25 protein-coding genes are annotated in these 26,404 nt (G+C 58.6%); 10 read left to right on the forward strand and 15 right to left on the reverse strand.

Annotated features, from left to right (window positions below; all coding sequences use genetic code 11):
- Positions 1-216 precede the first annotated feature (216 nt).
- From mnmE to rpmH, 5 genes are all read right to left on the reverse strand, one after another.
- A complete protein-coding gene (mnmE, locus tag KW848_RS25710; RefSeq protein ID WP_111448177.1) occupies positions 217-1,587 on the reverse strand; it encodes a tRNA uridine-5-carboxymethylaminomethyl(34) synthesis GTPase MnmE in 1,371 nt (456 codons plus the stop codon).
- Between the two features lie 79 nt (positions 1,588-1,666).
- Positions 1,667-3,352 carry a membrane protein insertase YidC gene (yidC, locus tag KW848_RS25715; protein WP_134098305.1) on the reverse strand — a complete coding sequence of 562 codons (1,686 nt, stop codon included), beginning with the start codon at positions 3,350-3,352 and terminating at the stop codon, positions 1,667-1,669.
- Positions 3,353-3,354: 2 nt separating this feature from the next.
- Positions 3,355-3,600: a membrane protein insertion efficiency factor YidD gene (gene yidD / locus KW848_RS25720; protein ID WP_074872215.1), complete on the reverse strand. Its 246-nt coding sequence runs from the start codon at positions 3,598-3,600 to the stop codon at positions 3,355-3,357.
- Positions 3,593-3,994: a ribonuclease P protein component gene (gene rnpA / locus KW848_RS25725; protein WP_031319201.1), complete on the reverse strand. Its 402-nt coding sequence runs from the start codon at positions 3,992-3,994 to the stop codon at positions 3,593-3,595. The genes yidD and rnpA overlap by 8 nt, the downstream gene beginning before the upstream one ends.
- A gap of 16 nt (positions 3,995-4,010) precedes the next feature.
- Entirely contained in the window at positions 4,011-4,145 is a 135-nt protein-coding gene (rpmH, locus tag KW848_RS25730; protein WP_003213577.1) for a 50S ribosomal protein L34, read from the reverse strand.
- Between the two features lie 567 nt (positions 4,146-4,712).
- Between rpmH and dnaA the strand changes: the two genes are divergently transcribed.
- The 4 genes from dnaA to gyrB are packed head-to-tail and all read left to right on the forward strand — an operon-like array spanning position 4,713 to position 10,929.
- Positions 4,713-6,233, forward strand: coding sequence for a chromosomal replication initiator protein DnaA (gene dnaA, locus KW848_RS25735; RefSeq protein WP_008155703.1), 1,521 nt, complete (start codon positions 4,713-4,715; stop codon positions 6,231-6,233).
- 39 nt (positions 6,234-6,272) lie between these two features.
- Positions 6,273-7,376: a DNA polymerase III subunit beta gene (gene dnaN, locus KW848_RS25740; protein WP_008155702.1), complete on the forward strand. Its 1,104-nt coding sequence runs from the start codon at positions 6,273-6,275 to the stop codon at positions 7,374-7,376.
- Positions 7,377-7,396: 20 nt separating this feature from the next.
- Positions 7,397-8,500, forward strand: a complete 1,104-nt coding sequence (recF, locus tag KW848_RS25745; RefSeq protein WP_008155701.1) for a DNA replication/repair protein RecF — start codon at positions 7,397-7,399, stop codon at positions 8,498-8,500.
- Between the two features lie 5 nt (positions 8,501-8,505).
- On the forward strand, positions 8,506-10,929 hold the full coding sequence (gene gyrB, locus KW848_RS25750; protein ID WP_008155700.1) for a DNA topoisomerase (ATP-hydrolyzing) subunit B: 2,424 nt from the start codon (positions 8,506-8,508) through the stop codon (positions 10,927-10,929).
- A 287-nt stretch (positions 10,930-11,216) separates the two neighbouring features.
- On the opposite strand, the gene KW848_RS25755 is transcribed toward gyrB, so the two are convergent.
- The 4 genes from KW848_RS25755 to glyQ form a co-directional block, all read right to left on the reverse strand.
- Positions 11,217-11,996 (reverse strand): 1-acyl-sn-glycerol-3-phosphate acyltransferase, encoded by a 780-nt coding sequence (locus KW848_RS25755; RefSeq protein WP_192408753.1) that lies wholly within the window; start codon positions 11,994-11,996, stop codon positions 11,217-11,219.
- Between the two features lie 82 nt (positions 11,997-12,078).
- Positions 12,079-12,618, reverse strand: a complete 540-nt coding sequence (gmhB, locus tag KW848_RS25760) for a D-glycero-beta-D-manno-heptose 1,7-bisphosphate 7-phosphatase (RefSeq protein ID WP_165934035.1) — start codon at positions 12,616-12,618, stop codon at positions 12,079-12,081.
- A gap of 4 nt (positions 12,619-12,622) precedes the next feature.
- A complete protein-coding gene (glyS, locus tag KW848_RS25765) occupies positions 12,623-14,677 on the reverse strand; it encodes a glycine--tRNA ligase subunit beta (RefSeq protein ID WP_218538469.1) in 2,055 nt (684 codons plus the stop codon).
- The gene (glyQ, locus tag KW848_RS25770; protein WP_003213601.1) at positions 14,674-15,627 is read right to left on the reverse strand and encodes a glycine--tRNA ligase subunit alpha; all 954 of its coding nucleotides are present in this window, start codon (positions 15,625-15,627) and stop codon (positions 14,674-14,676) included. The genes glyS and glyQ overlap by 4 nt, the downstream gene beginning before the upstream one ends.
- An 81-nt stretch (positions 15,628-15,708) precedes the next feature.
- Between glyQ and tag the strand changes: the two genes are divergently transcribed.
- From tag to KW848_RS25785, 3 genes are all read left to right on the forward strand, one after another.
- Entirely contained in the window at positions 15,709-16,266 is a 558-nt protein-coding gene (gene tag, locus KW848_RS25775; protein WP_192408751.1) for a DNA-3-methyladenine glycosylase I, read from the forward strand.
- Positions 16,267-16,306: 40 nt separating this feature from the next.
- A complete protein-coding gene (locus KW848_RS25780) occupies positions 16,307-17,194 on the forward strand; it encodes a lysophospholipid acyltransferase (protein ID WP_008155690.1) in 888 nt (295 codons plus the stop codon).
- Between the two features lie 72 nt (positions 17,195-17,266).
- Entirely contained in the window at positions 17,267-17,506 is a 240-nt protein-coding gene (locus tag KW848_RS25785; protein ID WP_008155688.1) for a PilZ domain-containing protein, read from the forward strand.
- Here the strand turns inward: KW848_RS25785 and KW848_RS25790 are convergent, their stop codons facing one another.
- The 5 genes from KW848_RS25790 to def form a co-directional block, all read right to left on the reverse strand.
- Positions 17,507-17,821, reverse strand: coding sequence for a tetratricopeptide repeat protein (locus KW848_RS25790; protein WP_218538470.1), 315 nt, complete (start codon positions 17,819-17,821; stop codon positions 17,507-17,509).
- A gap of 175 nt (positions 17,822-17,996) precedes the next feature.
- Entirely contained in the window at positions 17,997-19,370 is a 1,374-nt protein-coding gene (gene trkA, locus KW848_RS25795; RefSeq protein WP_008155683.1) for a Trk system potassium transporter TrkA, read from the reverse strand.
- A 22-nt stretch (positions 19,371-19,392) separates the two neighbouring features.
- Complete coding sequence (gene rsmB, locus KW848_RS25800) at positions 19,393-20,703, reverse strand: 16S rRNA (cytosine(967)-C(5))-methyltransferase RsmB (RefSeq protein ID WP_218538471.1); 1,311 nt, start codon at positions 20,701-20,703, stop codon at positions 19,393-19,395.
- Positions 20,700-21,659, reverse strand: coding sequence for a methionyl-tRNA formyltransferase (gene fmt, locus KW848_RS25805; RefSeq protein ID WP_192408744.1), 960 nt, complete (start codon positions 21,657-21,659; stop codon positions 20,700-20,702). The genes rsmB and fmt overlap by 4 nt, the downstream gene beginning before the upstream one ends.
- 57 nt (positions 21,660-21,716) lie before the next feature.
- The gene (def, locus tag KW848_RS25810; RefSeq protein WP_008155676.1) at positions 21,717-22,223 is read right to left on the reverse strand and encodes a peptide deformylase; all 507 of its coding nucleotides are present in this window, start codon (positions 22,221-22,223) and stop codon (positions 21,717-21,719) included.
- Between the two features lie 171 nt (positions 22,224-22,394).
- On the opposite strand from def, the gene KW848_RS25815 reads away from it, so the two are divergent.
- The 3 genes from KW848_RS25815 (at position 22,395) to KW848_RS25825 (ending at position 25,212) form a co-directional block, all read left to right on the forward strand.
- Positions 22,395-23,420 (forward strand): LysM peptidoglycan-binding domain-containing protein, encoded by a 1,026-nt coding sequence (locus tag KW848_RS25815; protein WP_218538472.1) that lies wholly within the window; start codon positions 22,395-22,397, stop codon positions 23,418-23,420.
- A 79-nt stretch (positions 23,421-23,499) separates the two neighbouring features.
- Positions 23,500-24,600 carry a DNA-processing protein DprA gene (dprA, locus tag KW848_RS25820; RefSeq protein ID WP_218538473.1) on the forward strand — a complete coding sequence of 367 codons (1,101 nt, stop codon included), beginning with the start codon at positions 23,500-23,502 and terminating at the stop codon, positions 24,598-24,600.
- Positions 24,601-24,654: 54 nt separating this feature from the next.
- The gene (locus KW848_RS25825) at positions 24,655-25,212 is read left to right on the forward strand and encodes an L-threonylcarbamoyladenylate synthase (protein ID WP_008155669.1); all 558 of its coding nucleotides are present in this window, start codon (positions 24,655-24,657) and stop codon (positions 25,210-25,212) included.
- 116 nt (positions 25,213-25,328) lie between these two features.
- Here KW848_RS25825 and KW848_RS25830 read toward each other — a convergent pair whose 3' ends face one another.
- Positions 25,329-26,306, reverse strand: a complete 978-nt coding sequence (locus tag KW848_RS25830) for an NADPH:quinone reductase (RefSeq protein WP_218538474.1) — start codon at positions 26,304-26,306, stop codon at positions 25,329-25,331.
- Positions 26,307-26,404 lie beyond the last annotated feature (98 nt).

A 26,404-nucleotide genomic window follows, 5' to 3' on the forward strand; every position in this document is an offset into this window, starting at 1 on the left:
ACAGGGGCGGTTATCTTCAGTTTTGAGGCCCTGTTATCAACTGCCCTTAGTGGCAGTTATTCACAGGGCTTAATCCACAGAAAACGGCTGAATAAGCAAATCCCGGACACGGAAAATCCGCTCAAGCAGAAAGAATCGGCTCAGCACTGGAAGAGAATTGAAGAAAAGGAGGGAACAGACAGGCACGAATGGCCTGTCTGTGGACAACGGGGAGGATTATTTACCGATACAGAAGCTGGAAAAGATCCGTCCCAGCAGGTCATCGGAGCTGAATGCACCGGTGATTTCACCCAAAGCGTGCTGAGCCTGGCGCAAATCCTCGGCCAACAGTTCACCGGCACCCGCCAGGGTCAGCTGCTCACGGCCGTGCTCAAGGGAAGCACTGGCGTGACGCAACGCTTCAAGGTGACGCCTGCGTGCGCTGAAGCTACTTTCCGAGGTTTGTTCGTAGCCCATGCAGGCCTTGAGGTGATCGCGCAGCAATTCCAGCCCTTCGCCTGCAGACTTGGCGCTCAGGCTGATGGTGACATGGCCATCCTCGCTGATTTCCAGGGCAATGGCTTCGCCCGTGAGGTCTGCCTTGTTACGGATTAGCGTGACTTTCGCCGGATCAGGGCGGATTTCCAGGAATTCAGGCCATAACGCGAACGGATCAAGTGCCTCAGGAGCCGTAGCATCGACTACCAACAACACACGATCAGCCTCGCCAATTGCTTTCAATGCTCGTTCGACACCGATTTTTTCCACCTGGTCGTCGGTATCTCGCAGACCTGCGGTATCGACCACGTGCAGCGGCATGCCATCGATGTGGATATGTTCACGAAGAATGTCCCGGGTAGTGCCGGCAATCTCGGTGACGATAGCGGCTTCACGACCGGCCAATGCATTCAACAGGCTGGATTTACCGGCATTCGGCCGGCCGGCGATCACCACGGTCATCCCGTCACGCAGCAAGGCACCCTGCCCGGCTTCTCGGAGTACGGTGGATAACTCGTCACGTACTTTGTCGAGCATGCTCAGTACGTGGCCATCGGCGAGGAAGTCGATTTCTTCTTCCGGGAAGTCGATCGCCGCTTCGACATAGATGCGCAGGCCAATCAGTTGCTCGGTGAGGTTATGCACACGCTCGGAGAATGCGCCTTGCAAGGAACGCAGGGCATTTCGTGCAGCCTGTGCAGAACTCGCTTCGATCAAGTCGGCGATGGCTTCGGCCTGAGCCAGATCGAGTTTGTCATTGAGGAACGCGCGCTCGCTGAATTCACCCGGCCGGGCCAACCGACAGCCCAGTTCCAGGCAACGCTTGAGCAGCATATCCAGAACTATCGGACCGCCATGGCCCTGGAGTTCCAGCACATCTTCACCGGTGAATGAGTTCGGGCCGGGAAAATACAAGGCGATGCCTTGATCCAGCACCTCATCGTTTTCACTGAGGAACGGGCCGTAGTGGGCAAATCTTGGCTTGAGTTCACGACCGCTGAAGGCCTTGGCCGCAACACTCGCCAGCGGCCCGGAAATACGGACGATGCCCACACCGCCACGACCTTGAGCGGTGGCGACGGCGGCGATGGTTTCACGAGGAACGCTCATAAACCGTTATCCAGACAAAAGTGACAGATAGCAAAACGCCCCACTAGGGGGCGTTTTGAGTGGTTATCCACAGTGTAAATCAGGCAGCTGCTTTGGTAGCTGCTTCGATCTTACGCGTGATGTACCACTGTTGGGCGATCGACAGGCAGTTGTTCACTACCCAGTACAGCACCAGACCAGCCGGGAACCACAGGAAGAAGAAGGTGAAGATTATTGGCATCAGCTTCATCACCTTGGCCTGCATCGGATCCGGAGGAGTCGGGTTCAACTGCTGCTGGATGAACATGGTTGCACCCATGATGATCGGCAGAATGAAGAACGGGTCCTTGATCGACAGGTCAGTAATCCACAGCATGAACGGCGCTTGGCGCATTTCAACGCTTTCCAGCAGAACCCAGTACAGCGAAAGGAAAACCGGCATCTGCACGAGGATTGGCAAGCAACCACCCAGCGGATTGATCTTTTCTTTCTTGTACAGCTCCATCATGGATTGCGACATTTTCTGCCGGTCGTCGCCATGTTGCTCTTTCAGCGCGGCCAGTTTCGGTGCCACTGCACGCATGCGCGCCATGGATTTGTAGCTGGCAGCCGACAGCGGGAAGAAAATCCCTTTGATCAGCATGGTCAGGAAGATGATCGACCAGCCCCAGTTACCGACCAGCGCGTGGATGTGTTGCAGCAGCCAGAAGATTGGCTGGGCAATGAACCACAGAATGCCGTAGTCGACGGTCAGTTCCAGACCTGGGGACAACTCTTTCAGCACAGCCTGGCTTTTCGGACCGGCATACAGAACGGCACTGGTCTCGGCTTTTGCACCTGGCGCGACAGACATTGCCGGTGCGGTGTAGCCGATGATGTAGTTGCCTTTGCTGTCTTTACGGGTCTGGACGAGGTTGTTCTCGCCTTTCGCCGGAATCCATGCGGTCACGAAGTAGTGCTGCAACCATGCAACCCAACCACCGTTAACGTTTTCTTTCAGCTGAGCCTTGTCCATGTCCTTCATGGACACTTTCTTGTACGGCTCGTTACTTGTCCACAGGGCGGCGCCCAGGTAAGTCGCGGTGCCGGTGGCAGTGCTGGAAGAAGGATCGGAGCTGGCGTCACGCTTCAATTGCGCGAACATTGCACCGGACCAGGGTTTGGCACTCTGGTTATCGATCAGGTAGGAAACGGTTACGTCATACAGGCCGCGTTTCAGGGTGAAACGCTTGATGTAGTTGACGCCGTCCTTGCTGAACTTCAGGTCTGCGACCAATTGGTCCTGACCGTCAGCCAGTTGGTAAATCTTCTTCTCCGAGGAGTAAACCGGACGACCGGCAGGACTTGCGTCCGGACCGTCGGTGCCGATCAAACCGCTTTGAGCCAGATAAGTCCGCTCGTTGCCGTTATCGAACAACTGGAATGGAATTTCCGGATGGTCCTGGCGACGTGGATACAGCGGCAGCGTCAACTGCGCAACATCACCACCTTGTGGATCGATTGCCAGGTTGAGCACATCCGTTTTGATCTGGATGAGGTCTTTGCTTGCAGCTACTGGTGTTTCAGCAGGTGCAGTTGCACTGGTATCGCTTGCGGCGCGTGGAATGTCGTCACTGACAGAAGCATTATTGCCAGTCGCCGTATCCGGTAGGCCCGGTGCGGTAGTACTGGAAGCAACATTCTGAGTCGGCAGGGCAGCCTGGCCATAGTCCTGGTTCCATTTAAGAACCATAACGTAGGACACGATTGCCAGGGCGACGATCAGGATCGTGCGTTTGATATCCATGATTACTCGGCCATCGAAGAAGAACGGGAGGTAGGGATAGATGGAACCGGGTCATAACCACCGGGATTCCACGGATGACAGCGACCTAAACGACGAAAGGCCAGCCAGCCACCGCGCAGAAGGCCATGATTTTCTATGGCTTCATACGCGTAGCAGGAACAACTGGGGTAGAAACGACAGTGACTGGCCATCAGAGGACTAATGGCATAGCGATAAAACTGGATCGGAACGAGTGCCAGTTTACGCATCGGGACTGTCTACCCCTACAGTTTCGGTTTTGACTGCTGGTACCGGCGTGCTACGTGCCAGACGCTTCCAGAGTTTGCCGAAATGCTGAATCAATTCGGGGTTTTCTACGTCACCCAAACCTTTGCGCGCGACGATAACGATGTCCCAGCCGGCCAGTGAGTCCTGGTTCAGACGGAACGATTCGCGCATCAGACGTTTGAGGCGATTGCGCTCGACGGAGAGCTTTACGCTCTTTTTCCCGATAACCAGCCCGAGACGGGGGTGATCGAGATCGTTGTTGCGCGCAAGGAGCAGGAGATTTTTCCCCGGAACCTTGCCGGTAGGGGAGTCAAAGACTGCCTTGAAATGCCGGGGAGTAAGCAGACGCTTTTCCCGACTGAAGTCCTGACTCACCTCCAGTGCCGGATTATCAAACTGCCAGACGCGCACGACCTTTGGCGCGACGACGCGACAGGACGGCACGACCGTTCTTGGTAGCCATGCGAGCACGGAAACCGTGGGTACGAGCGCGTTTGATAGTGCTTGGTTGGAAAGTACGTTTCATTGTCGTGTTACCTGGTTCGTCCACAACGGGCCGGAATGGCCCCCGTTTTAAGAGACCGGGGATTCTAGAGAAAGCAAGCCTCTAGGTCAATTTCCAACCAGCGTTTCCTTATAAATAGATCTCCAGACGTTTTTCCTGTCCAGCTCCCCGGCTAGATATAGAAATTAAGAAGGAAAGTATTTAAAGCTTTTCTGTAAAGCTTATAAAAGCTAGGGAGGCGATCATCTGTGGATAACTGCCATCAGACCTTTAAAGTCGTGATGTACAGAGAATGACAACTACAGTGGAAAACAGTGGTAACCCTGTGCTGCGCTGTCGGATAAGCTGTGTGTGAAAGAGGTACTTATCCACAGGGTGGTTATCCACCGAGTTTCCCCCCTACTTGTGCAACGACCTTAGACCCGGTTATCCACAGAGCTTATGCACAGACCGCTGGTCGTCTTTTTTTCGTATAAATCACTGATTCTTCATGGGAGGTGCACAACCTTCGTGTGGATAAGTCGGGGCTTGGTCGGCTACAATGGCGGCTTGTTTTTGCCTCACCGGCTTTCAACTTAGGGGATATCCGTGTCAGTGGAACTTTGGCAGCAGTGCGTGGAGCTTTTGCGCGATGAGCTGCCTGCCCAACAATTCAACACTTGGATCCGTCCACTACAGGTCGAAGCCGAAGGCGACGAGTTGCGTGTCTACGCACCGAATCGTTTTGTTCTCGACTGGGTCAACGAAAAGTACCTGGGCCGCGTTCTTGAACTGCTGGATGAGCATGGCAACGGCATGGCGCCGGCGCTGTCCTTATTAATAGGCAGCAAACGCAGTTCGGCACCACGTGCCGCCCCGAATGCTCCGTTGGCTGCCGCTGCTTCACAGGCTCAGGCTGCTCAAGCACCCGTCAGCGCCCCGGCACCAGCCCAGGTAACCGCTCCGACCAAGCGTGCGACGCAAAAAGTTGCCGACATTAATGAAGAGCCATCGCGCGACAGTTTCGACCCGATGGCCGGGGCCAGTTCGCAACAAGCTCCGATTCGCGCCGAACAGCGTACGGTGCAGGTCGAAGGCGCGCTCAAGCACACCAGCTACCTGAACCGCACCTTCACCTTCGAAAACTTCGTCGAGGGCAAGTCCAACCAACTGGCCCGGGCTGCGGCCTGGCAAGTGGCGGACAATCCCAAGCACGGTTACAACCCGCTCTTCCTTTATGGTGGCGTCGGCTTGGGTAAAACCCACTTGATGCACGCTGTGGGTAACCACCTGTTAAAGAAGAATCCGAATGCCAAGGTTGTGTACCTGCATTCCGAGCGGTTCGTGGCCGATATGGTCAAGGCCCTGCAGCTGAACGCTATCAACGAGTTCAAGCGCTTCTACCGTTCAGTGGATGCGTTGCTGATCGATGACATTCAATTCTTCGCCCGCAAGGAACGTTCCCAGGAAGAGTTTTTCCACACCTTCAACGCCCTGCTTGAAGGTGGCCAGCAGGTCATTCTCACCAGTGACCGCTACCCGAAAGAAATCGAAGGCCTTGAAGAGCGCCTCAAATCCCGCTTCGGCTGGGGCCTGACGGTTGCCGTCGAGCCGCCGGAGCTGGAAACCCGCGTGGCGATCCTGATGAAAAAGGCCGATCAGGCCAAAGTCGATCTGCCCCATGACGCGGCGTTCTTCATTGCCCAGCGTATTCGTTCCAACGTCCGTGAGCTGGAAGGCGCGCTCAAACGCGTGATCGCCCACTCGCACTTCATGGGCCGCGATATCACCATCGAGTTGATTCGCGAATCCCTGAAAGATCTGTTGGCACTGCAAGACAAACTGGTCTCTGTGGATAACATTCAGCGCACTGTCGCCGAGTACTACAAGATCAAGATCTCCGACCTGCTGTCCAAGCGTCGTTCACGCTCGGTCGCTCGTCCGCGTCAGGTTGCCATGGCGTTGTCCAAAGAGTTGACTAACCACAGCCTGCCGGAAATCGGCGATGTGTTTGGCGGCCGCGACCATACGACCGTTTTGCACGCCTGCCGCAAGATCAATGAACTTAAGGAATCCGACGCGGACATCCGCGAGGACTATAAGAACCTGCTGCGTACACTGACCACTTGATGAACACCAGCGCAGCTTATTAAGGCAAGGGACTAGACCATGCATTTCACCATTCAACGCGAAGCCCTGTTGAAACCCCTGCAACTGGTCGCAGGCGTCGTCGAGCGCCGACAGACCTTGCCGGTGCTCTCCAACGTGCTGCTGGTTGTCGAAGGCCAGCAATTGTCGCTGACCGGTACCGACCTGGAAGTCGAGCTGGTCGGTCGTGTACAACTCGAAGAGCCTGCTGATCCAGGTTCCATCACTGTGCCTGCGCGCAAGCTGATGGATATCTGCAAAAGCTTGCCCAACGATGCGCTGATCGACATCAAGGTCGACGAGCAGAAGCTCGTGGTGAAGGCCGGCCGTAGCCGCTTCACCCTGTCGACCCTGCCGGCCAATGACTTCCCGACTGTGGAAGAAGGCCCAGGCTCGTTGACGTGCAGCCTTGAGCAAAGCAAATTGCGTCGTCTGATCGAACGCACCAGCTTCGCCATGGCCCAGCAGGACGTGCGCTATTACCTCAACGGTATGCTGCTGGAAGTTTCCGAAGGCATCATCCGCGCCGTGGCCACCGACGGTCACCGTCTGGCCATGTGCTCGATGAAGGCCGATATCGGTCAGCCGGATCGCCACCAGGTCATCGTGCCACGTAAAGGTATCCTTGAACTGGCGCGCTTGCTGACTGAGCCGGACGGCATCGTCAGCATCGTCCTGGGTCAACACCACATTCGCGCCACCACCGGCGAGTTCACCTTCACCTCGAAACTGGTCGACGGCAAATTCCCGGACTACGAACGTGTTCTGCCAAAAGGTGGCGACAAGCTGGTACTCGGCGATCGTCAGGCCCTGCGTGAAGCCTTCAGCCGTACTGCGATTCTGTCCAACGAGAAGTACCGCGGCATCCGTCTGCAACTGGCCAATGGTCAGCTGAAGATCCAGGCGAACAACCCGGAACAGGAAGAAGCGGAAGAAGAAGTGGGCGTCGAGTACAACGGCGGCAATCTGGAAATCGGCTTCAACGTGAGCTATCTGCTCGACGTACTGGGCGTGATGACCACTGAGCAGGTTCGTTTGATCCTGTCCGACTCCAACAGCAGCGCGCTGGTGCAAGAGTCCGACAACGACGACTCGGCCTACGTTGTCATGCCGATGCGTCTGTAATCATGCTCAGCAGAAGCTAGATGTCCTTAAGTCGCGTCTCGGTCACCGCGGTGCGCAATCTGCACCCGGTGACCTTCTCCCCCTCCCCCCGAATCAACATTCTTTACGGCGCCAACGGCAGCGGCAAAACCAGTGTTCTGGAGGCCATTCACCTGCTGGGGCTTGCCCGTTCGTTTCGTAGCACCCGCCTGTTACCGGTCATCCAGTACGAGCAGCTCGCCTGTACGGTGTTTGGTCAGGTGGAGTTGGCCGAGGGTGGGCACAGCGCTTTGGGGATCTCCCGAGACCGGCAAGGGGAGTTCCAGATTCGCATCGACGGGCAGAATGCCCGGAGCGCGGCGCAACTGGCGGAAATCCTGCCGCTGCAGTTGATCAACCCTGACAGTTTCCGCTTGCTGGAAGGGGCGCCGAAGATTCGCCGACAGTTTCTCGACTGGGGCGTGTTCCACGTGGAACCACGATTCATGTCCACCTGGCAGCGCTTGCAGAAGGCCCTGCGCCAGAGAAACTCTTGGCTGCGGCATGGTACACTTGACGCCGTTTCGCAAGCGGTTTGGGACAGGGAACTGTGCCAGGCCAGCGCTGAAATTGATGAATACCGCCGCGCTTATATCAAAGCCTTGAAACCAGTCTTTGAACAGACCTTGAGCGAACTGGTTGAGCTCGAGGGCTTAACGCTCAGCTATTACCGAGGTTGGGACAAAGACCGAGAACTGAGTGCAGTGCTCGCCGGGTCCCTTCAGCGGGATCAGCAAATGGGTCATACCCAGGCCGGACCACAGCGTGCTGATTTGCGTCTTAGATTGGGCGCACATAACGCCGCGGACATCTTGTCTCGCGGTCAGCAGAAGTTGGTGGTCTGTGCATTGCGGATTGCCCAAGGGCACTTGGTCAGCCAGGCCCGACGGGGCCAGTGTATTTATCTGGTGGATGACCTGCCGTCCGAACTGGACGAGCACCACCGCCGTGCGCTTTGCCGCTTGCTGGAAGACTTACGCTGCCAGGTGTTTATCACCTGTGTAGATCACGAATTATTGAGGGAAGGCTGGCAGACGGATACGCCAGTCGCTCTGTTCCACGTGGAACAGGGCCGTATCACCCAGACCCACGACCATCGGGAGTGAAGGCATTGAGCGAAGAAAATACGAATACCTACGACTCAACGAGCATTAAAGTGCTGAAAGGCCTGGATGCCGTACGCAAACGTCCCGGTATGTACATTGGTGACACCGACGATGGTAGCGGTCTGCACCACATGGTCTTCGAGGTAGTCGACAACTCCATCGATGAAGCGCTCGCTGGCCACTGCGACGACATCAGCATCATCATCCACCCGGATGAATCCATCACCGTTCGCGACAATGGTCGTGGTATCCCGGTAGACGTGCACAAAGAAGAAGGCGTCTCGGCAGCCGAGGTCATCATGACCGTGCTGCACGCTGGCGGTAAGTTCGACGATAACTCCTACAAAGTATCCGGCGGCCTGCACGGTGTAGGTGTGTCGGTTGTGAACGCCCTGTCCGAAGAGCTGGTCTTGACCGTTCGCCGCAGCGGCAAAATCTGGGAACAGACCTACATTCACGGTGTTCCAAAAGAACCGATGAAAATCGTCGGTGAGAGTGAAACCACCGGCACCCAGATCCACTTCAAACCGTCCGACCTGACGTTCAAGAACATCCACTTCAGCTGGGACATCCTGGCCAAGCGGATTCGTGAACTGTCCTTCCTCAACTCCGGTGTCGGCATCGTCCTCAAGGATGAGCGCAGCGGCAAGGAAGAGTTGTTCAAGTACGAGGGTGGCCTGCGTGCGTTCGTTGAATACCTGAACACCAACAAGACCCCGGTCAACCAGGTGTTCCACTTCAACATCCAGCGCGAAGACGGCATCGGTGTGGAAATCGCCTTGCAGTGGAACGACAGCTTCAACGAGAACCTGTTGTGCTTCACCAACAACATTCCACAGCGCGATGGCGGTACTCACCTGGTGGGTTTCCGTTCCGCTCTGACGCGTAACCTGAACACCTACATCGAAGCCGAAGGTCTGGCGAAGAAGCACAAAGTCGCGACCACCGGTGACGATGCCCGTGAAGGCCTGACCGCGATCATCTCGGTAAAAGTGCCGGATCCGAAGTTCAGCTCCCAGACCAAAGACAAGCTGGTTTCTTCCGAAGTGAAGACCGCAGTCGAACAGGAAATGGGCAAGTACTTCTCCGATTTCCTGCTGGAAAATCCGAACGAAGCCAAACTGGTCGTCGGCAAGATGATCGATGCGGCTCGCGCTCGTGAAGCGGCGCGTAAAGCCCGTGAGATGACACGTCGTAAAGGCGCGCTGGATATCGCCGGCCTGCCGGGCAAACTGGCTGACTGCCAGGAAAAAGACCCTGCCCTTTCCGAACTGTACCTCGTGGAAGGTGACTCTGCTGGCGGCTCTGCCAAGCAGGGACGCAACCGTCGGACCCAAGCCATCCTGCCTCTCAAGGGCAAGATCCTCAACGTCGAGAAGGCGCGCTTCGACAAGATGATCTCTTCGCAAGAAGTGGGCACCTTGATCACCGCGCTGGGCTGTGGCATTGGCCGCGATGAGTACAACATCGCGAAGCTGCGTTACCACAACATCATCATCATGACCGATGCTGACGTCGACGGTTCGCACATCCGTACCCTGCTGCTGACCTTCTTCTTCCGTCAGTTGCCGGAGCTGATCGAGCGCGGCTACATCTACATCGCCCAGCCACCGCTGTACAAGGTCAAGAAAGGCAAGCAAGAGCAATACATCAAAGACGACGACGCCATGGAAGAGTACATGACGCAGTCGGCCCTGGAAGATGCGAGCCTGCACCTGAACGAGGAAGCACCGGGCATCTCCGGCCCTGCCCTCGAGCGTCTGGTGAATGACTTCCGTCTGGTCATGAAGACGCTCAAGCGTCTGTCGCGCCTGTACCCACAGGAGCTGACCGAGCACTTCATCTACCTGCCTGCCGTCAGCCTGGAGCAACTCTCCGATCACGCAGCGATGCAGGATTGGATGGCCCAGTACGAAGTTCGCCTGCGCACCGTCGAGAAGTCCGGCCTGGTTTACAAAGCCAGCCTGCGTGAAGACCGTGAACGTAACGTCTGGTTGCCTGAGGTCGAACTGATCTCCCATGGCCTGTCGAACTACGTCACCTTCAACCGCGACTTCTTCGGCAGCAACGATTACAAGACTGTTGTTTCCCTGGGCGCTCAACTGAGCACCTTGCTGGACGACGGCGCGTACATCCAGCGTGGCGAGCGCAAGAAGCCGGTCACCGAGTTCAAGGAAGCCCTTGAATGGCTGATGGCCGAAAGCACCAAGCGTCACACCATCCAGCGATACAAAGGTCTGGGTGAGATGAACCCGGATCAGCTGTGGGAAACCACCATGGACCCAAGTCAGCGCCGAATGCTCAAAGTGACCATCGAAGACGCCATTGGCGCGGACCAGATCTTCAACACCCTGATGGGTGATGCGGTCGAGCCTCGTCGTGACTTCATCGAGAGCAACGCCCTGGCGGTTTCCAACCTGGACTTCTGATCCAGCGCACCTGCCAACGAAAAAGGCCAACGCTCAAGCGTTGGCCTTTTTTATTACCTGCAATTCCCTGAGATCACTTCCCTCTTCAGCCTTTTCCGAAACCTGAGATCCAACAAATCGCAGGCATAAAAAAACCGGCTATATCAGCCGGTTTTTTTGCGCCCGAAAAAAACTTATGCACCATTTTCGGCGTTTTATGTGTTTAAGAAATATGTATATAAATCATAAGCTTAAAAACAAAAAATGCTACTTTTCGACAAAACGGTACACAGGTTATCCACAGAATCTCAGACAGCCACCTGATCATTGGCAGAAGGGGCCGCAGGGGCTGCCGGCAGCGAACCCATTTCACGTTGCATCTGCTCGTTCCAGGCCTGGACCCGATCATTCAGCTCGGCAATCGCTCGCGGCCCGCTACCCTCGGCATACATGGGGGCGCCAATGATCACGGTAATGACGCCCTGCTTCTTCGCCCAACCGGTTTTCGGCCAGAACTTGCCAGCATTGTGCGCAATCGGCAGCACGGGAAGTGCGGCGTTGACGGCTAACGCGGTACCACCGCGAGAGAACTTGCCGATGGTGCCGTAAGGAACGCGTGTTCCCTCAGGGAAGATCAGAACCCAGACACCATCTTTCAGCAGTTCATCGCCCTTCTTCGCCACATGCTTGAGCGCCGCTTTCGGGTTGTCACGGTCGATGGCGATCGGTCGCAGCATGGCCATGGCCCAGCCGAAAAAAGGAACGTAGAGCAGTTCGCGCTTAAGGACCTGGCTCAATGGCTCAAAGTAGGCGGATAGAAAGAACGTCTCCCAGGTGCTTTGGTGGTTCGACTGAATCACGCAGGGCTGGTCGGGCACGTTCTCGGCCCCCTTTACTTCGTAGCTGATGCCCAGAAAGACTTTGCTCAGCCACAACGCGCAGCGGCACCAGTACACGTTGATGAAGCGATAGCGCGCCTTGAACGACAGAAAAGGCGCGATAAAAAAGCTCAGGCTGCACCAAAGCAAGGAGCTGGTGCCTAGCAACAGATAAAAGAGGAAAGTTCTGATGGCCTGCAGTATCGACATGGCGACGTTTACCGTTGCGGGCTCTGCCCGTCTATATAAAGCGCACTCCCGATCAATCCCTGGTCAGGACAATCGAAGCACTCTAATTGTGGATAAGTTCTGCGGCAATCGCCGCCAGATCGTCAAAAATCAAGGTGCCTACCGGTAGGGTCTTGCCCAAAGTCTTTTCGCCTTTCCCGGTCTTTACCAAAACTGGCTGAGAATCGACGGCTTTGGCAGCCTCCAGGTCACCAAGGGTGTCGCCGACAAACCAAACATTGGTCAGCGATACGTTGTAATGCGCGGCGATGGTTTTCAACATCCCGGGTTTTGGTTTGCGGCAATCGCAGCCATCGTCCGGCCCGTGCGGGCAATAGACGATCAGCCCGACTTCACCGCCCTGCTCCGCCACTCGCTCGCGCAAGCGCTCGTGCATGGCGTCCAGGGTGGCGATGTCGTAATAGCCGCGAGCGATGCCTGACTGGTTGGTAGCGACCGCTACCGTCCAGCCGGCCTTGCTCAACTGCGCGATGGCTTCGATCGAACCCGGGAGCGGAATCCACTCCTCTACCGACTTGATGTAAGCGTCGGAGTCGTAATTGATCACCCCGTCCCGATCGAGAATCAGCAGTTTCAACAGCAGCCCCTCAGCCCAGCAGCGAAATGTCGGCGACGCCGAGGAACAGCCCACGCAGACGCGACAGCAACGCATAACGGTTGGCGCGGACCTTGGCATCTTCAGCGTTGACCATCACGGCTTCGAAGAACGCATCCACTGGTTCGCGCAAGGCAGCCAGACGTGCCAGCGATTCGCTGTACTGACGCGCCGCAGCCATCGGCTGGACAGCCTGGTCAGCCTGCTGGATCGCCGAATACAGGGAGAACTCGTTGGCATTGTCGAAGTACTTGGCTTCCACGACCGAAGGAACAGAGCCTTCGACCTTGCTCAGCAAGTTCGAAACGCGCTTGTTCACTGCGGCCAGGGCAGCGGCTTCCGGCAATTTGCGGAACGCTTCTACCGCTTGTACGCGCTGATCGAAGTCCAGCGCCGACCCCGGTTTCAGGGCACGCACCGACAGGTAAGTCCCGACATCCACGCCTTCGTCTTCGTAACGGGCACGCAGACGGTCGAAGATGAACTCCAGCACCGAATCGTTGAGGCCGGCAACCTTGACCTTGGTACCGAACGCGTTCACGGCGAACGCCACGGCATCGTTCAAGTCGAGGTCGAGCTTCTTGTCGATCAGGATGCGCAACACGCCAAGTGCAGCACGGCGCAGGGCATACGGGTCTTTGCTACCGGTTGGCAGCATGCCGATACCGAAAATGCCCACCAGTGTGTCGAGCTTGTCAGCAATGGCCACGGCCGCACCGGTCAGGGTGGTCGGCAGTTCAGCACCGGCACCGCGCGGCATGTATTGCTCGTTCAGCGCCAGAGCGACTTCTTCCGGCTCGCCGTCGTTGAGGGCGTAGTAGTAACCGGCGACACCTTGCATCTCCGGGAACTCACCGACCATCTCGGTCGCCAGGTCGCACTTGGACAGCAGGCCTGCACGGGAAGCCCACGCGGCGTTACCGCCAATGCGTTGGGCGATGAACGCAGCGAGTTTGGAAACGCGCTCGGCCTTGTCGTAGACGCTGCCGAGTTTTTCCTGGAACACCACGTTCTGCAGACGCAGGTTGAAGTCTTCGAGTTTCTGCTTCTTGTCTTGCTTGAAGAAGAACTCGGCGTCGGTCAGGCGTGGGCGAACCACTTTCTCGTTACCGGCGATGATCTGCTGCGGGTCTTTGCTTTCGATGTTGGCCACGGTAATGAAACGTGGCAGCAACTTGCCGTCGGCATCCAGCAGGCAGAAATACTTCTGGTTGTCCTGCATGGTGGTGATCAGGGCTTCTTGCGGCACGTCGAGGAAACGCTCTTCGAACGAGCACACCAGCGGCACCGGCCATTCAACCAGCGCGGCTACTTCGTCGAGCAGCGCTGGCGGCACGATCGCCGTCCCTTCCTGCATCGTCGCCAGCTCTTCGACACGCTTGCTGATCAGCTCGCGACGCTCATTGGCATCGGCCAGTACGTAAGCGGCACGCAGGTCGCTCAGGTAGCTGGCCGGCGAGGTGATGCGCACGCTTTGCGGGTGATGGAAGCGGTGGCCACGGGAATCGCGACCGGCTTTCTGGGCGAGGATGGTGCAATCGATGACCTGGTCACCGAGCAACATCACCAGCCACTGGGTAGGACGAACGAATTCTTCCTTGCGAGCACCCCAGCGCATGCGCTTGGGAATCGGCAGGTCGTTCAGGGAATCTTCGACGATGGTCGCCAGCAGGCTCGCGGTCGGTTTGCCGGCGATGCTCTGGCTGTAACGCAGTTTCGGCCCGCTTTGATCGATTTCGCTCAGGTCGACGCCACACTTCTTGGCGAAGCCCAATGCCGCTTGAGTCGGGTTGCCTTCGGCATCGAACGCGGCCTGACATGGCGGGCCATCGAGGTTGATGCTGCGATCCGGCTGCTGAGTCGCCAGATCGGTGATCAGCACAGCCAGACGACGTGGCGCGGCGTAGACGGTTTTGGTCTCGTAGTTCAGGCCAGCGGCTTGCAGACCCTTGTCGATACCGGCCAGAAACGCGTCGGCCAGGGTGTTCAGGGCTTTGGGTGGCAGCTCTTCGGTGCCCAGTTCAACCAGAAAATCCAGAGCACTCATTGTGCTGCCTCCAGCTTGGCCAGTACTTCGTCACGCAGGTCCGGGGTCGCCATCGGGAAGCCCAGCTTGGCGCGAGCCAACAGGTAAGCTTGCGCAACGGAACGCGCCAGAGTGCGGACACGCAGAATGTATTGCTGACGCGCGGTCACCGAGATTGCCCGGCGAGCATCCAGCAGGTTGAAGGTATGGGAGGCTTTCAACACCATTTCGTAGCTCGGTAACGGCAGCGGCTGGTCGAGTTCTATCAGGCGCTTGGCTTCGCTTTCGTAGAAATCGAACAGTTCGAACAGCTTCTCGACGTTGGCGTGTTCGAAGTTGTAGGTCGACTGCTCCACTTCGTTCTGGTGGAACACGTCGCCGTAGGTCACCTTACCGAACGGACCGTCAGCCCAGACCAGGTCGTAGACCGAGTCCACGCCTTGCAGGTACATGGCCAGGCGCTCAAGGCCGTAAGTGATCTCGCCGGTCACCGGGTAGCACTCGATGCCGCCCGCTTGCTGGAAGTAAGTGAACTGCGTCACTTCCATGCCGTTGAGCCAGACTTCCCAGCCCAGACCCCAGGCGCCCAGCGTTGGCGATTCCCAGTTGTCTTCAACGAAGCGAATGTCGTGGACCAATGGGTCCAGACCGACGTGCTTGAGGGAGCCCAGGTACAGTTCCTGGAAGTTGTCCGGGTTCGGCTTCAGGACTACCTGGAACTGATAGTAGTGCTGCAGACGGTTCGGGTTTTCGCCGTAGCGGCCGTCAGTCGGGCGACGACTGGGCTGCACATAAGCGGCGTTCCAGGTTTCCGGGCCAATGGCGCGCAGAAACGTGGCAGTGTGGAAAGTCCCGGCGCCTACTTCCATATCGTAGGGCTGAAGTACCACACAACCTTGCTCGGCCCAGTATTGCTGGAGGGCGAGGATCAAGTCTTGGAAGGTACGCACGGCTGGCGTAGGCTGGCTCACGAAATTCACCTGTTTCTTGGGCTGCGATTTAAAGAGCGGGAGTATACCCGATTCGGTCCTGCGCACGCCCCCTGGAGCCTTATGCCACGCTGCTTTTGGTGTTCCGAAGATCCGCTGTACATGGCTTATCACGATCAGGAGTGGGGCACGCCGCTACGCGATGCGCAGGGATTGTTCGAGTTGCTTTTGCTCGAAGGGTTCCAGGCCGGCCTTTCCTGGATCACCGTGCTGCGTAAACGTGAGCGTTATCGCGAGGTAATGTTCGGCTTCGACGTACAACGCGTGGCGCAGATGAGCGACGCCGAAATCGATGAATTGATGCTCGATCCGGGCATCATTCGCAATCGCCTCAAACTCAACGCGGCCCGGCGCAATGCCCAGGCCTGGCTGGTGCTGGAGGATCCGGTGGAGTTTCTCTGGTCCTTCGTCGACGGTAAGCCTGTGATCAATCATTTCAAGGATCGCAGCGAAGTGCCGGCCGTGACGCCGACCGCCGTGGAGATGAGCAAAGGCCTGAAAAAGGCCGGCTTCACCTTCGTCGGCCCGACTATTTGTTACGCGCTGATGCAGGCCTCGGGCATGGTCATGGACCACACTCAGGATTGCGATCGCTACGCGGTGCTGGCGAACGGCGGTTAGAATAGCCGCCTCGCGCACAGCACAAAATCAGGAGTGACCTGTGGATAAGTTTAAAGGCGCCTTGCTGGTAGGCGCTCTGCGGCTGTTTGCCCTGCTTCCGTGGCGGGCAGTGCAGGCAGTGGGCTCGGTCATCGGCTGGGTCATGTGGAAAACCCCTAACCGTTCCCGCGACGTGGTGAGGATCAATCTCGCCAAGTGTTTCCCGGACATGGACCCGGCCGAGCGTGAGCGTCTGGTAGGCCAGAGCCTGAAAGACATCGGCAAATCCCTGACCGAAAGCGCCTGCGCCTGGATCTGGCCGGCCCAGCGTTCTATCGACCTGGTGCGTGAAGTCGAAGGGCTCGACGTATTAAAGGACGCCCTCGCCTCTGGCAAAGGGGTCGTCGGCATCACCAGTCACCTGGGCAACTGGGAAGTGTTGAACCACTTCTATTGCAGCCAGTGCAAACCGATCATCTTTTATCGTCCGCCAAAGCTGAAGGCTGTGGATGATTTGCTGCGCAAGCAGCGGGTGCAATTGGGCAACCGGGTGGCCGCTTCCACCAAGGAAGGCATCCTCAGTGTCATCAAGGAAGTGCGCAAAGGCGGTGCAGTGGGCATTCCCGCTGACCCGGAACCGGCCGAATCCGCCGGAATTTTCGTGCCGTTCTTCGCCACCCAGGCCCTGACCAGCAAGTTCGTACCGAACATGCTCGCCGGCGGCAAAGCGGTCGGCGTGTTCCTGCATGCGCTACGTCTGCCGGACGGTTCGGGTTACAAAGTGATCCTCGAAGCCGCGCCAGAAGCCATGTACAGCACCGATACCGAAACGTCCTGCGCGGCCATGAGCCAGGTGGTCGAGCGCTATGTGCGGGCGTATCCGAGCCAGTACATGTGGAGCATGAAGCGCTTCAAGAAGCGGCCGCCGGGTGAAGAACGCTGGTACTGAGTCGATTGGCATGATCTGTGGATAACCCAGGGGCCAGGGTTATCCACAACCGTTCAATAAAGGGCGCAGAAGATGTCCGAACACCGCAAATCGTTTCGCATCAAGATCAGCCACCACAGCTTCGGCGAATGTCTGGGCCAGACGCGTAACCTGTCGACGACAGGCGTCTACGTCAAGCATCCGGGCTTGTCGGCCTTGCCCAAGGGCGCGGTGGTTTACGGTCAAGTGCAAGACTTACCCACAGGCGCGCCGCGGGTGCGTATGGAAGTGGTGCTGGTGGATGCCGAGGGCATTGGCCTGCGATACCTCTGATCAGTGAGCCTGACGCTCAAGCTTCTTCAGAAACACAGTCATTTCCTTTTCAGCCTGTTTGTCGCCATGGGCGCGAGCGGCTTCCAGACCCTGTTCCCACGCCTGACGTGCGGACGCGAAATCCTCCAGCCCCAGATGGGCTTTGCCCAATAGCTTCCAGGCTGCCGAATATTTCGGATCGAATTCGACGCAACGCTGGAAATGCTCAGCGGCCTTGGCGTATTCCCCAAGATCCAGATAACCCTTGCCCAGGCCGAAGCGCAGCAATGAGTTATCCACACCCTTGGCGAGCATTTTTTCCAGGGATTCGAGCATGGTGGATTCCTTATTGAGGTTATTCAGGGATGCCTGTTCGTTCTTGAGATTGCTTTCGCGGGCAAGCCCGCTCCCACAGGAATCTCGGTCGTACACAAAATATGTGTTCACTGCAAAACACTGTGAGAGCGGGCTTGCCCGCGAAGGGGCCCGGCAAGCCACTGCAAATGCCGGATCAGAAGAAGCTCAGTCCCACATGGAACAGCTTTTCCACATCCCGAATATGCTTCTTATCCACAAGGAACAGAATCACATGGTCGCCCGCCGCAATCACGGTGTCGTCGTGGGCAATGATCACCTCTTCGTCGCGGATGATTGCGCCGATGGTGGTGCCCGGCGGCAGGCCGATGTTCTCAATGGCCTTGCCGATGACCTTACTCGACTTCTCATCACCGTGGGCAATCGCCTCGATGGCTTCCGCCGCGCCCCGGCGCAATGAGTGCACGCTGACGATATCGCCGCGGCGCACATGGGCCAGCAAGGTGCCGATGGTTGCCAATTGCGGGCTGATGGCGATGTCGATGTCGCCGCCCTGGATCAGATCGACGTACGCCGGGTTGTTGATGATGGTCATCACCTTCTTCGCACCCAGGCGCTTGGCCAGCAGCGAAGACATGATGTTGGCTTCGTCGTCGTTGGTCAGGGCCAGGAAAAGGTCGGCGTCGGCGATGTTCTCTTCCATCAGCAAGTCGCGGTCGGAGGCACTGCCCTGCAACACCACAGTGCTGTCGAGGGTGTCCGAGAGATGACGGCAGCGCGCCGGGTTCATCTCGATGATCTTCACTTGGTAACGGCTTTCGATGGCCTCGGCCAGACGTTCGCCGATCTGCCCGCCGCCGGCGATGACGATGCGTTTGTAGCTCTCGTCGAGACGGCGCATTTCGCTCATCACGGCGCGAATATTCGCCTTGGCGGCGATGAAAAAGACTTCGTCGTCGGCCTCGATCACCGTATCGCCCTGCGGCAGGATCGGCCGATCACGACGGAAAATCGCCGCCACACGGGTTTCTACATTCGGCATGTGTTCGCGCAACTGACGCAGTTGCTGACCCACCAGCGGGCCGCCGTAGTACGCCTTGACCGCCACCAATTGGGCTTTGCCTTCGGCGAAGTCGATCACCTGCAAGGCGCCCGGATGCTGGATCAGGCGCTTGATGTAATTGGTGACCACTTGCTCCGGGCTGATCAGCACGTCTACCGGGATCGCTTCGTTATCGAACAGCTCGGAACGAGTCAGGTAGGCCGCTTCGCGAACCCGGGCGATTTTGGTCGGGGTGTGGAACAGGGTGTGGGCAACCTGGCAGGCCACCATGTTGGTTTCGTCGCTGTTGGTCACCGCCACCAGCATGTCGGCGTCGTCCGCGCCGGCCTGACGCAGCACCGTCGGCAGCGAGCCGCGGCCCTGCACGGTGCGGATGTCCAGCCGATCGCCGAGGTCGCGCAGGCGTTCGCCATCAGTGTCGACGACGGTGATGTCGTTGGCCTCGCTGGCCAAGTGTTCTGCCAGCGAACCGCCGACCTGCCCTGCGCCGAGGATGATGATTTTCATCCAGTCACTCCATTGAATCCGTTTAACCGCGCGCGGCGGCGATCTTGATCAGCTTGGCGTAGTAAAACCCGTCGTGGCCGCCTTCCTGGGCCAGCAATTGGCGGCCATGGGGCTGCTTGATACCGGCCGTCGTGGCGAGGTCCAGTTCACGGGCGCCCGGCGTGCGAGCGAGGAAGGCTTCGATGACTTCGGTGTTCTCGGTCGGCAGCGTGGAGCAGGTGGCGTAAAGCAGGATGCCGCCGACTTCCAGAGTTATCCACATGGCGTCCAGCAGCTCGCCCTGGAGAACCGCAAGTGCGGCGATGTCGTCGGGTTGGCGGGTCAGCTTGATGTCCGGGTGACGACGGATGACACCAGTGGCCGAGCATGGCGCGTCGAGCAGAATGCGCTGGAACGGCTTGCCGTCCCACCAGGTCGCGGTATCGCGGCCGTCGGCGGCGATCAGTTCGGCGCTCAGGCCCAGGCGTGCGAGGTTTTCCCGCACTCGCACCAGACGCTTGGCTTCCAGGTCCACTGCCACCACGCCGGCGAGTGCCGACTCGGCTTCAAGGATGTGGCAGGTCTTGCCGCCCGGTGCACAGCAGGCGTCCAGCACCCGTTGGCCCGGTGCCAGGTCGAGCAGATCGGCGGCCAGTTGCGCGGCTTCGTCCTGCACACTGATCCAGCCTTCGGCGAAACCCGGCAAGCTGCGCACGTCGGCAGCGGCGTCGAGAATGATGCCGTCCTGACTGTAAACACACGGCGTGGCGGCGATGCCGGCGTCGGTCAGCAACCCGAGATAAGCATCGCGGCTGTGATGGCGACGGTTGACCCGCAGGATCATCGGCGGATGCGCGTTGTTCGCCGCGCAAATGGCTTCCCACTGCTCGGGCCAGAAGGCCTTGAGGGATTTTTGCAGCCAGCGCGGGTGGGCAGTGCGCACCACCGGATCGTGTTCCAGCTCGGCCAGCAGCGCTTCGCTTTCACGCTGGGCGCGGCGCAACACGGCGTTGAGCAAGGCCTTGGCCCAGGGCTTTTTCAGCTTGTCGGCGCACCCCACGGTTTCACTGATGGCGGCATGGGCCGGAACCCGGGTGTAGAGCAACTGGTAGAGACCGACCAGCAACAGCGCTTCGACATCGGCGTCGGCTGCCTTGAACGGCTTCTGCAGCAACTTGGCCGCCAGCGCCGACAGACGCGGCTGCCAGCGCGCGGTGCCGAACGCCAGATCCTGGGTGAAGCCGCGGTCACGGTCTTCGACCTTGTCCATCTGCGTCGGCAGGGAACTGTTGAGTGAGGCTTTTCCGTTAAGAACAGCAGCAAGTGCCTTGGCGGCGGCCAGACGTGGATTCATTGAGCGTGCGCCGCTTGACCGAGGACGGTGCCGACGGCGAATTTCTCACGACGGCTGTTGAACAAGTCGCTGAAGTTCAGCGCCTTGCCGCCGGGCAATTGCAGACGAGTCAGACACAGGGCTTGCTCACCGCAGGCGACGATCAAACCGTCCTTGCTGGCGCTGAGGATTTCACCGGGAGCGCCCTGCCCTTCAGCGAGGCTGGCGGCCAGCACCTTCAATGCTTCGCCATTCAGCGTGCTGTGGCAAATCGGCCACGGATTGAAGGCGCGAACCAGGCGTTCCAGCTCAACCGCCGGACGACTCCAGTCGATGCGCGCTTCATCTTTGTTCAATTTGTGAGCATAAGTGGCGAGGCTGTCGTCCTGCACGTCGCCTTCCAGCGTCCCGGCAGCGAGGCCGGCAATCGCCTGAATCACCGCTGGCGGACCCATTTCCGCCAGACGGTCGTGGAGGCTGCCGCCGGTGTCTTCACCGGTGATCGGGGTGGTGACTTTGAGCAGCATCGGCCCGGTGTCGAGGCCCAGTTCCATGCGCATCACGGTCACGCCGCTTTCGCTGTCGCCCGCTTCGACGGCGCGCTGGATCGGCGCCGCACCGCGCCAGCGTGGCAGCAAGGAGGCGTGGCTGTTGATGCAGCCCAAACGCGGAATATCCAGCACCACTTGCGGCAGGATCAGGCCGTAGGCGACCACCACCAGCAAGTCCGGCTTGAGCGCAGCCAGTTCAGCCTGAGCGTCTTCGTTGCGCAGGGTTGGCGGTTGCAGCACCGGGATGTTGTTTTCCAGAGCCAACTGCTTGACCGGACTTGGCATCAACTTTTGCCCGCGACCCGCCGGACGGTCCGGTTGGGTGTAGACCGCGACGATCTCGTAAGGGCTGTCGAGCAGGGCCTTGAGGTGTTCGGCGGCGAATTCCGGGGTGCCGGCAAAGACGATGCGCAGTGGCTCAGTCATTCAAAAGGTCTCGCAAAAGAAAAAGGCTTGCCGCAGCAAGCCTTTGAAAGGAGGGCATCAAGCGTTCTGGCGATGGAGCTTTTCCAGTTTCTTCTTGATTCGGTCGCGTTTGAGATTGGACAGGTAGTCGACGAACAATTTGCCATTCAGGTGGTCGCATTCATGCTGGATGCACACGGCGAGCAGGCCTTCGGCGATCAGTTCGTAAGGCTGGCCGTCGCGGTCCAGGGCCTTGACCTTGACCTTCTGTGGGCGATCGACGTTTTCGTAGAAGCCCGGCACCGAGAGGCAGCCTTCCTGGTATTGCTCCATCTCGTCGGTCAGGGTTTCGAACTCGGGGTTGATGAACACCCGCGGTTCGCTGCGGTCTTCGGAGAGGTCCATCACGACGATACGTTTGTGCACGTTGACCTGGGTCGCGGCGAGGCCGATGCCTGGCGCTTCATACATTGTTTCAAACATATCATCGACCAACTGACGCACTTCGTCGTCCACTACGGCCACTGGTTTGGCGATAGTGCGCAGGCGCGAATCGGGGAATTCGAGGATGTCTAAAATGGCCATAAGCTCAATTGCTGCACATGTGAGGTAATGTCGGGTCGATGGCCTGGCGGGTCCGAAGATGCAGGCTACCGTTGTAAAACGTAGCTCCTTCTCTTTTTGGTAAAGAGTCAGGAGCGAGCCACGAGGGCTCTGGCGTTCTACGCGAATGCACATAATAAAGGGATTCACCGCATGAGGAAATCACTACTCGCCTTGCTCCTTCTGGCCTCGGCCGGTTTGGCGCACGGGCAAGTGCAACTCAAGGAAGGTTTTCCACAGCAATACACCGTGGAATCCGGTGACACACTCTGGGACATATCGGGGAAATTCCTTCGTGAACCGTGGAAATGGCCGGAGCTCTGGCAGGCCAATCCACAAATCGAAAACCCCAATCTCATCTATCCCGGCGACTCGCTGTCGCTGGTCTACGTCAATGGGCAGCCACGCCTGACCCTCAACCGTGGCGCTTCCCGGGGCACCATCAAGCTGTCGCCACGCGTCCGCAGTAGCCCGGTTGCCAATGCGATCCCGAGTATTCCGCTGGAATCGATCAACAGCTTTCTGCTGAGCAACCGCATCGTCGACAAGGTCGAGGACTTCGACAAGGCGCCTTACATCGTTGCCGGCGATGCCGAACGCGTGCTCAGTGGCACCGGTGACCGAATCTTCGCTCGCGGCCATTTCGACCCGGCTCAACCGGTTTACGGCATCTTCCGTCAGGGCAAGGTCTACATCGATCCTGTCAGTAAAGAGTTTTTGGGGATCAACGCCGACGACATCGGCGGTGGCGAGATTGTGGCCACCGAAGGCGACGTTGCCACCCTGGCGCTGCAACGCACCACCCAGGAAGTCCGCCTCGGTGACCGCTTGTTCAGCGGTGAAGAGCGCTCCATCAACTCGACCTTCATGCCCAGTGCGCCAAAAACCCAGATCAACGGGTTGATCATCGACGTGCCGCGCGGGGTTACCCAAATTGGCGCGATGGATGTGGTCACCCTGAACAAGGGCCAGCGCGATGGCTTGGTCGAAGGCAACGTGTTGGTGGTGTTGAAAACCGGTGAAACCGTGCGTGACCGGATCACCGGTCAGCCACTGAAAATCCCGGATGAGCGCGCCGGTCTGCTGATGGTTTTCCGCACCTATGACAAGCTCAGCTACGGGCTGGTGCTCTACGCATCACGCTCCCTGGCGGTGCTGGACAAGGTGCGAAATCCTTAACAGGCTCCACAAGTTACCAACAGAGTTATCCACAGCTTATTCCCGTTTGAACGGGGCTCATAACGATCAAGGATGATCCATGCCGCTGTCTGCCTTTGCACCGGTTTCCCCGGCGGAACTGGAAGCTCGTTTACGTTTGCATCGCCTGCCGGAACTCGGTCCTGTGCGATTCAAGAAATTGCTTGAGGCCTTCGGCTCGGCGTCCAAGGCTATCAGCGCGCCGGCCAGTGCCTGGCGTTCGTTGGGTTTGCCCCTCGCTTGTGCGCAGGCCAGGCGCTCCAGTGAAATCCGCGATGGCGCGAGCCATGCATTGGCCTGGTTAGAGCGTCCGGGCCAGCATTTACTGATGTGGGACCAACCGGACTACCCGGCACTGTTGGCGGAAATCAGTGATGCGCCGCCGCTGTTATTCGTGGCGGGCGACCCCGGCATTCTGGAAAAACCGCAACTGGCGATGGTCGGTAGCCGTCGCGCTTCGCGGCCGGGCATGGACACCGCCGCCGCCTTTTCCCGCAGTCTGGCCGGCGCCGGGTTTGTCATTACCAGCGGTCTGGCGCTGGGCATCGATGCTGCCGCCCATCAAGCCGCTTTGGACGTGGGCGGGCGAACGGTCGGTGTACTTGGCACGGGACTTGAAAAGTTTTATCCACAGCGCAATCGACGGCTGGCAGACGCGATGATTGCCTCGGGCAGCGCAGTGCTTTCGGAGTTCCCGCTGGACGCCGGACCGACCGCCAGTAACTTCCCCCGGCGCAATCGGATCATCAGCGGTTTATCCCTCGGCGTGCTGGTGGTCGAGGCGAGTGTCGCCAGCGGTTCGTTGATCACCGCGAGGCTGGCGGCGGAACAAGGGCGCGAGGTGTATGCGATTCCCGGGTCGATTCATCACCCGGGCGCAAAGGGTTGTCATCAGCTGATCCGCGACGGAGCGGTGCTGGTGGAAACCATCGAGCATATCCTTGAAGCGTTGCGCGGCTGGCAGCAGTTGCCGTTATCCACAGCGACACCAGCGGTGACACATCCGTTGCTCATGCTGCTGCATGCCGCGCCCCACACCAGTGAAGCGTTGTGCGCCTCCAGCGGCTGGGCATTGCCCAAAGTGCTGGCAGCGCTGACGGAGCTGGAAATGGACGGCCGGGCGGTCTGCGAAAGCGGGCGCTGGTTTGCGCGGGTGAGCTAGGTTTTACAAGGAAGATCGGTAAACTGCGCAGAGCCTTATTCCGGAGAGTTTTTCATGGTCAACAGTTGGCGTGTGCAACAAGCCGCACGAGCCATTCGCGCAGGCGCGGTGATTGCCTACCCAACCGAGGCGGTCTGGGGTCTGGGGTGCGACCCGTGGGACGAAGAGGCGGTCTATCGTCTGCTGGCGATCAAGGGGCGGTCGGTGGAAAAAGGGTTGATTCTGGTGGCCGACAACATTCGCCAGTTCGACTTCCTCTTCGAAGACTTTCCTGAATTGTGGATGGATCGCATGGCCAGCACCTGGCCAGGGCCGAACACCTGGCTGGTGCCGCATCAGAATATGTTGCCGCAGTGGATTACCGGCGTGCATGAAACGGTGGCGCTGCGGGTCAGCGATCACCCGTTGGTGCGGGATTTGTGCGCGGTGGTCGGGCCGTTGGTTTCAACGTCGGCCAACCCGCAGGGCCAACCGGCGGCGCGCACGCGGATTCGCGTCGAGCAGTATTTCCGTGGGCAGGTGGATTACGTGTTGGGTGGGAATCTGGGTGGGCGCAAGAATCCGAGCGTGATTCGGGATCTGGCGACGGGCAACGTCATCCGCCCGGACTGACACCGCGGCGCAGCCAATCGCGAGCAGGCTCGCTCCCACATTAGATCTTCAGTGAACACAGAATTTGTGTTCGACAACGATCCACTGTGGGAGCGGGCTTGCTCGCGAAGAGGCCCTCAAGGCAACAAAACAGTCGAACCAGTCGTACGTCGTGCCGACAACTCGGTCTGCGCCTTCGCCGCTTCGACCAACGGATACTTCTGGCTAATGGCCACTTTCAGCTTGCCGCTGATGATCATCTCGAACAGTTCATCCGCCATACGCTGCAGGTTTTCAGCGTTGTTGGCGTAAGTCGCCAGGGTTGGCCGGGTCACGTACAACGAACCCTTCGCCGACAGAATCCCCAGGTTCACCCCGTCTACCGCGCCCGACGCATTTCCGAAGCTCACCACCAGACCGCGAGGCGCCGCGCTATCCAGCGAAGTCAGCCAAGTGTCCTTGCCCACGCCGTCATACACCACCGGGACTTTTTTCCCGTCAGTCAATTCCAGTACGCGCTGTGCGACGTTTTCATGACTGTAATCGATGGTTGCCCAAGCGCCGTTGGCCTTGGCCAGCGCAGCTTTCTCCGGTGAGCTGACCGTGCCGATCAACTTCACGCCCAAGGCCTTGGCCCATTGGCAAGCCAGGGAGCCGACGCCACCCGCGGCAGCGTGAAACAGGATGGTTTCGCCACCCTTGAGTTCATAGGTCTGACGCAACAGGTACTGCACGGTCAGGCCCTTGAGCATTACGCCGGCGGCCTGTTCGAAGCTGATCGCGTCCGGCAGATGCACCAGATTGGCCTCCGGCAACACGTGAACGTCGCTGTAAGCGCCCAACGGACCGCTGCCGTACGCCACGCGATCACCCACTTTGAACCGGGTGACTTCACTGCCCACCGCTTCGACCACGCCCGCACCTTCCGAGCCCAGGCCCGATGGCAGGGCTGGCGGTGCATAGAGACCGCTGCGGTAATAGGTGTCGATGAAATTCAGGCCGATGGCCTTATTGGTGACGCGAACCTGCTGCGGGCCGGGCTCGGCGGGTTGGTAGTCAACATACTCGAGCACTTCGGGGCCGCCATGGGCGCGGAACTGGATACGCTTTGCCATCAGAACTCTCCTTAGGTCGTCTTGCGAAGCTCCCTATCGGACTCCTAACCATGATCTTCGTCAACTGCGGCAGGCCCATCTGCGATGTTATGCTACGC

Source organism: Pseudomonas sp. PDM25 (assembly GCF_019219045.1).
In the GTDB taxonomy this organism is placed as follows: Bacteria; Pseudomonadota; Gammaproteobacteria; order Pseudomonadales; family Pseudomonadaceae; genus Aquipseudomonas.

Bases quoted from the DNA above. Each gene is read 5' to 3' on its own strand.
- KW848_RS25785 (WP_008155688.1), top strand. From the start codon at position 17,267: ATGTCCGAACACCGCAAATCGTTTCGCATCAAGATCAGCCACCACAGC.
- KW848_RS25815 (WP_218538472.1), top strand. From the start codon at position 22,395: ATGAGGAAATCACTACTCGCCTTGCTCCTTCTGGCCTCGGCCGGTTTG.
- mnmE (WP_111448177.1), bottom strand. From the start codon at position 1,587: ATGAGCGTTCCTCGTGAAACCATCGCCGCCGTCGCCACCGCTCAAGGT.
- KW848_RS25790 (WP_218538470.1), bottom strand. From the start codon at position 17,821: ATGCTCGAATCCCTGGAAAAAATGCTCGCCAAGGGTGTGGATAACTCA.
- rsmB (WP_218538471.1), bottom strand. From the start codon at position 20,703: ATGAATCCACGTCTGGCCGCCGCCAAGGCACTTGCTGCTGTTCTTAAC.
- trkA (WP_008155683.1), bottom strand. From the start codon at position 19,370: ATGAAAATCATCATCCTCGGCGCAGGGCAGGTCGGCGGTTCGCTGGCA.
- def (WP_008155676.1), bottom strand. From the start codon at position 22,223: ATGGCCATTTTAGACATCCTCGAATTCCCCGATTCGCGCCTGCGCACT.
- dprA (WP_218538473.1), top strand. From the start codon at position 23,500: ATGCCGCTGTCTGCCTTTGCACCGGTTTCCCCGGCGGAACTGGAAGCT.
- KW848_RS25755 (WP_192408753.1), bottom strand. From the start codon at position 11,996: ATGTCGATACTGCAGGCCATCAGAACTTTCCTCTTTTATCTGTTGCTA.
- fmt (WP_192408744.1), bottom strand. From the start codon at position 21,659: ATGACTGAGCCACTGCGCATCGTCTTTGCCGGCACCCCGGAATTCGCC.
- KW848_RS25825 (WP_008155669.1), top strand. From the start codon at position 24,655: ATGGTCAACAGTTGGCGTGTGCAACAAGCCGCACGAGCCATTCGCGCA.
- recF (WP_008155701.1), top strand. From the start codon at position 7,397: ATGTCCTTAAGTCGCGTCTCGGTCACCGCGGTGCGCAATCTGCACCCG.
- rpmH (WP_003213577.1), bottom strand. From the start codon at position 4,145: ATGAAACGTACTTTCCAACCAAGCACTATCAAACGCGCTCGTACCCAC.
- dnaN (WP_008155702.1), top strand. From the start codon at position 6,273: ATGCATTTCACCATTCAACGCGAAGCCCTGTTGAAACCCCTGCAACTG.
- tag (WP_192408751.1), top strand. From the start codon at position 15,709: ATGCCACGCTGCTTTTGGTGTTCCGAAGATCCGCTGTACATGGCTTAT.
- KW848_RS25830 (WP_218538474.1), bottom strand. From the start codon at position 26,306: ATGGCAAAGCGTATCCAGTTCCGCGCCCATGGCGGCCCCGAAGTGCTC.
- yidD (WP_074872215.1), bottom strand. From the start codon at position 3,600: ATGCGTAAACTGGCACTCGTTCCGATCCAGTTTTATCGCTATGCCATT.
- yidC (WP_134098305.1), bottom strand. From the start codon at position 3,352: ATGGATATCAAACGCACGATCCTGATCGTCGCCCTGGCAATCGTGTCC.
- glyS (WP_218538469.1), bottom strand. From the start codon at position 14,677: ATGAGTGCTCTGGATTTTCTGGTTGAACTGGGCACCGAAGAGCTGCCA.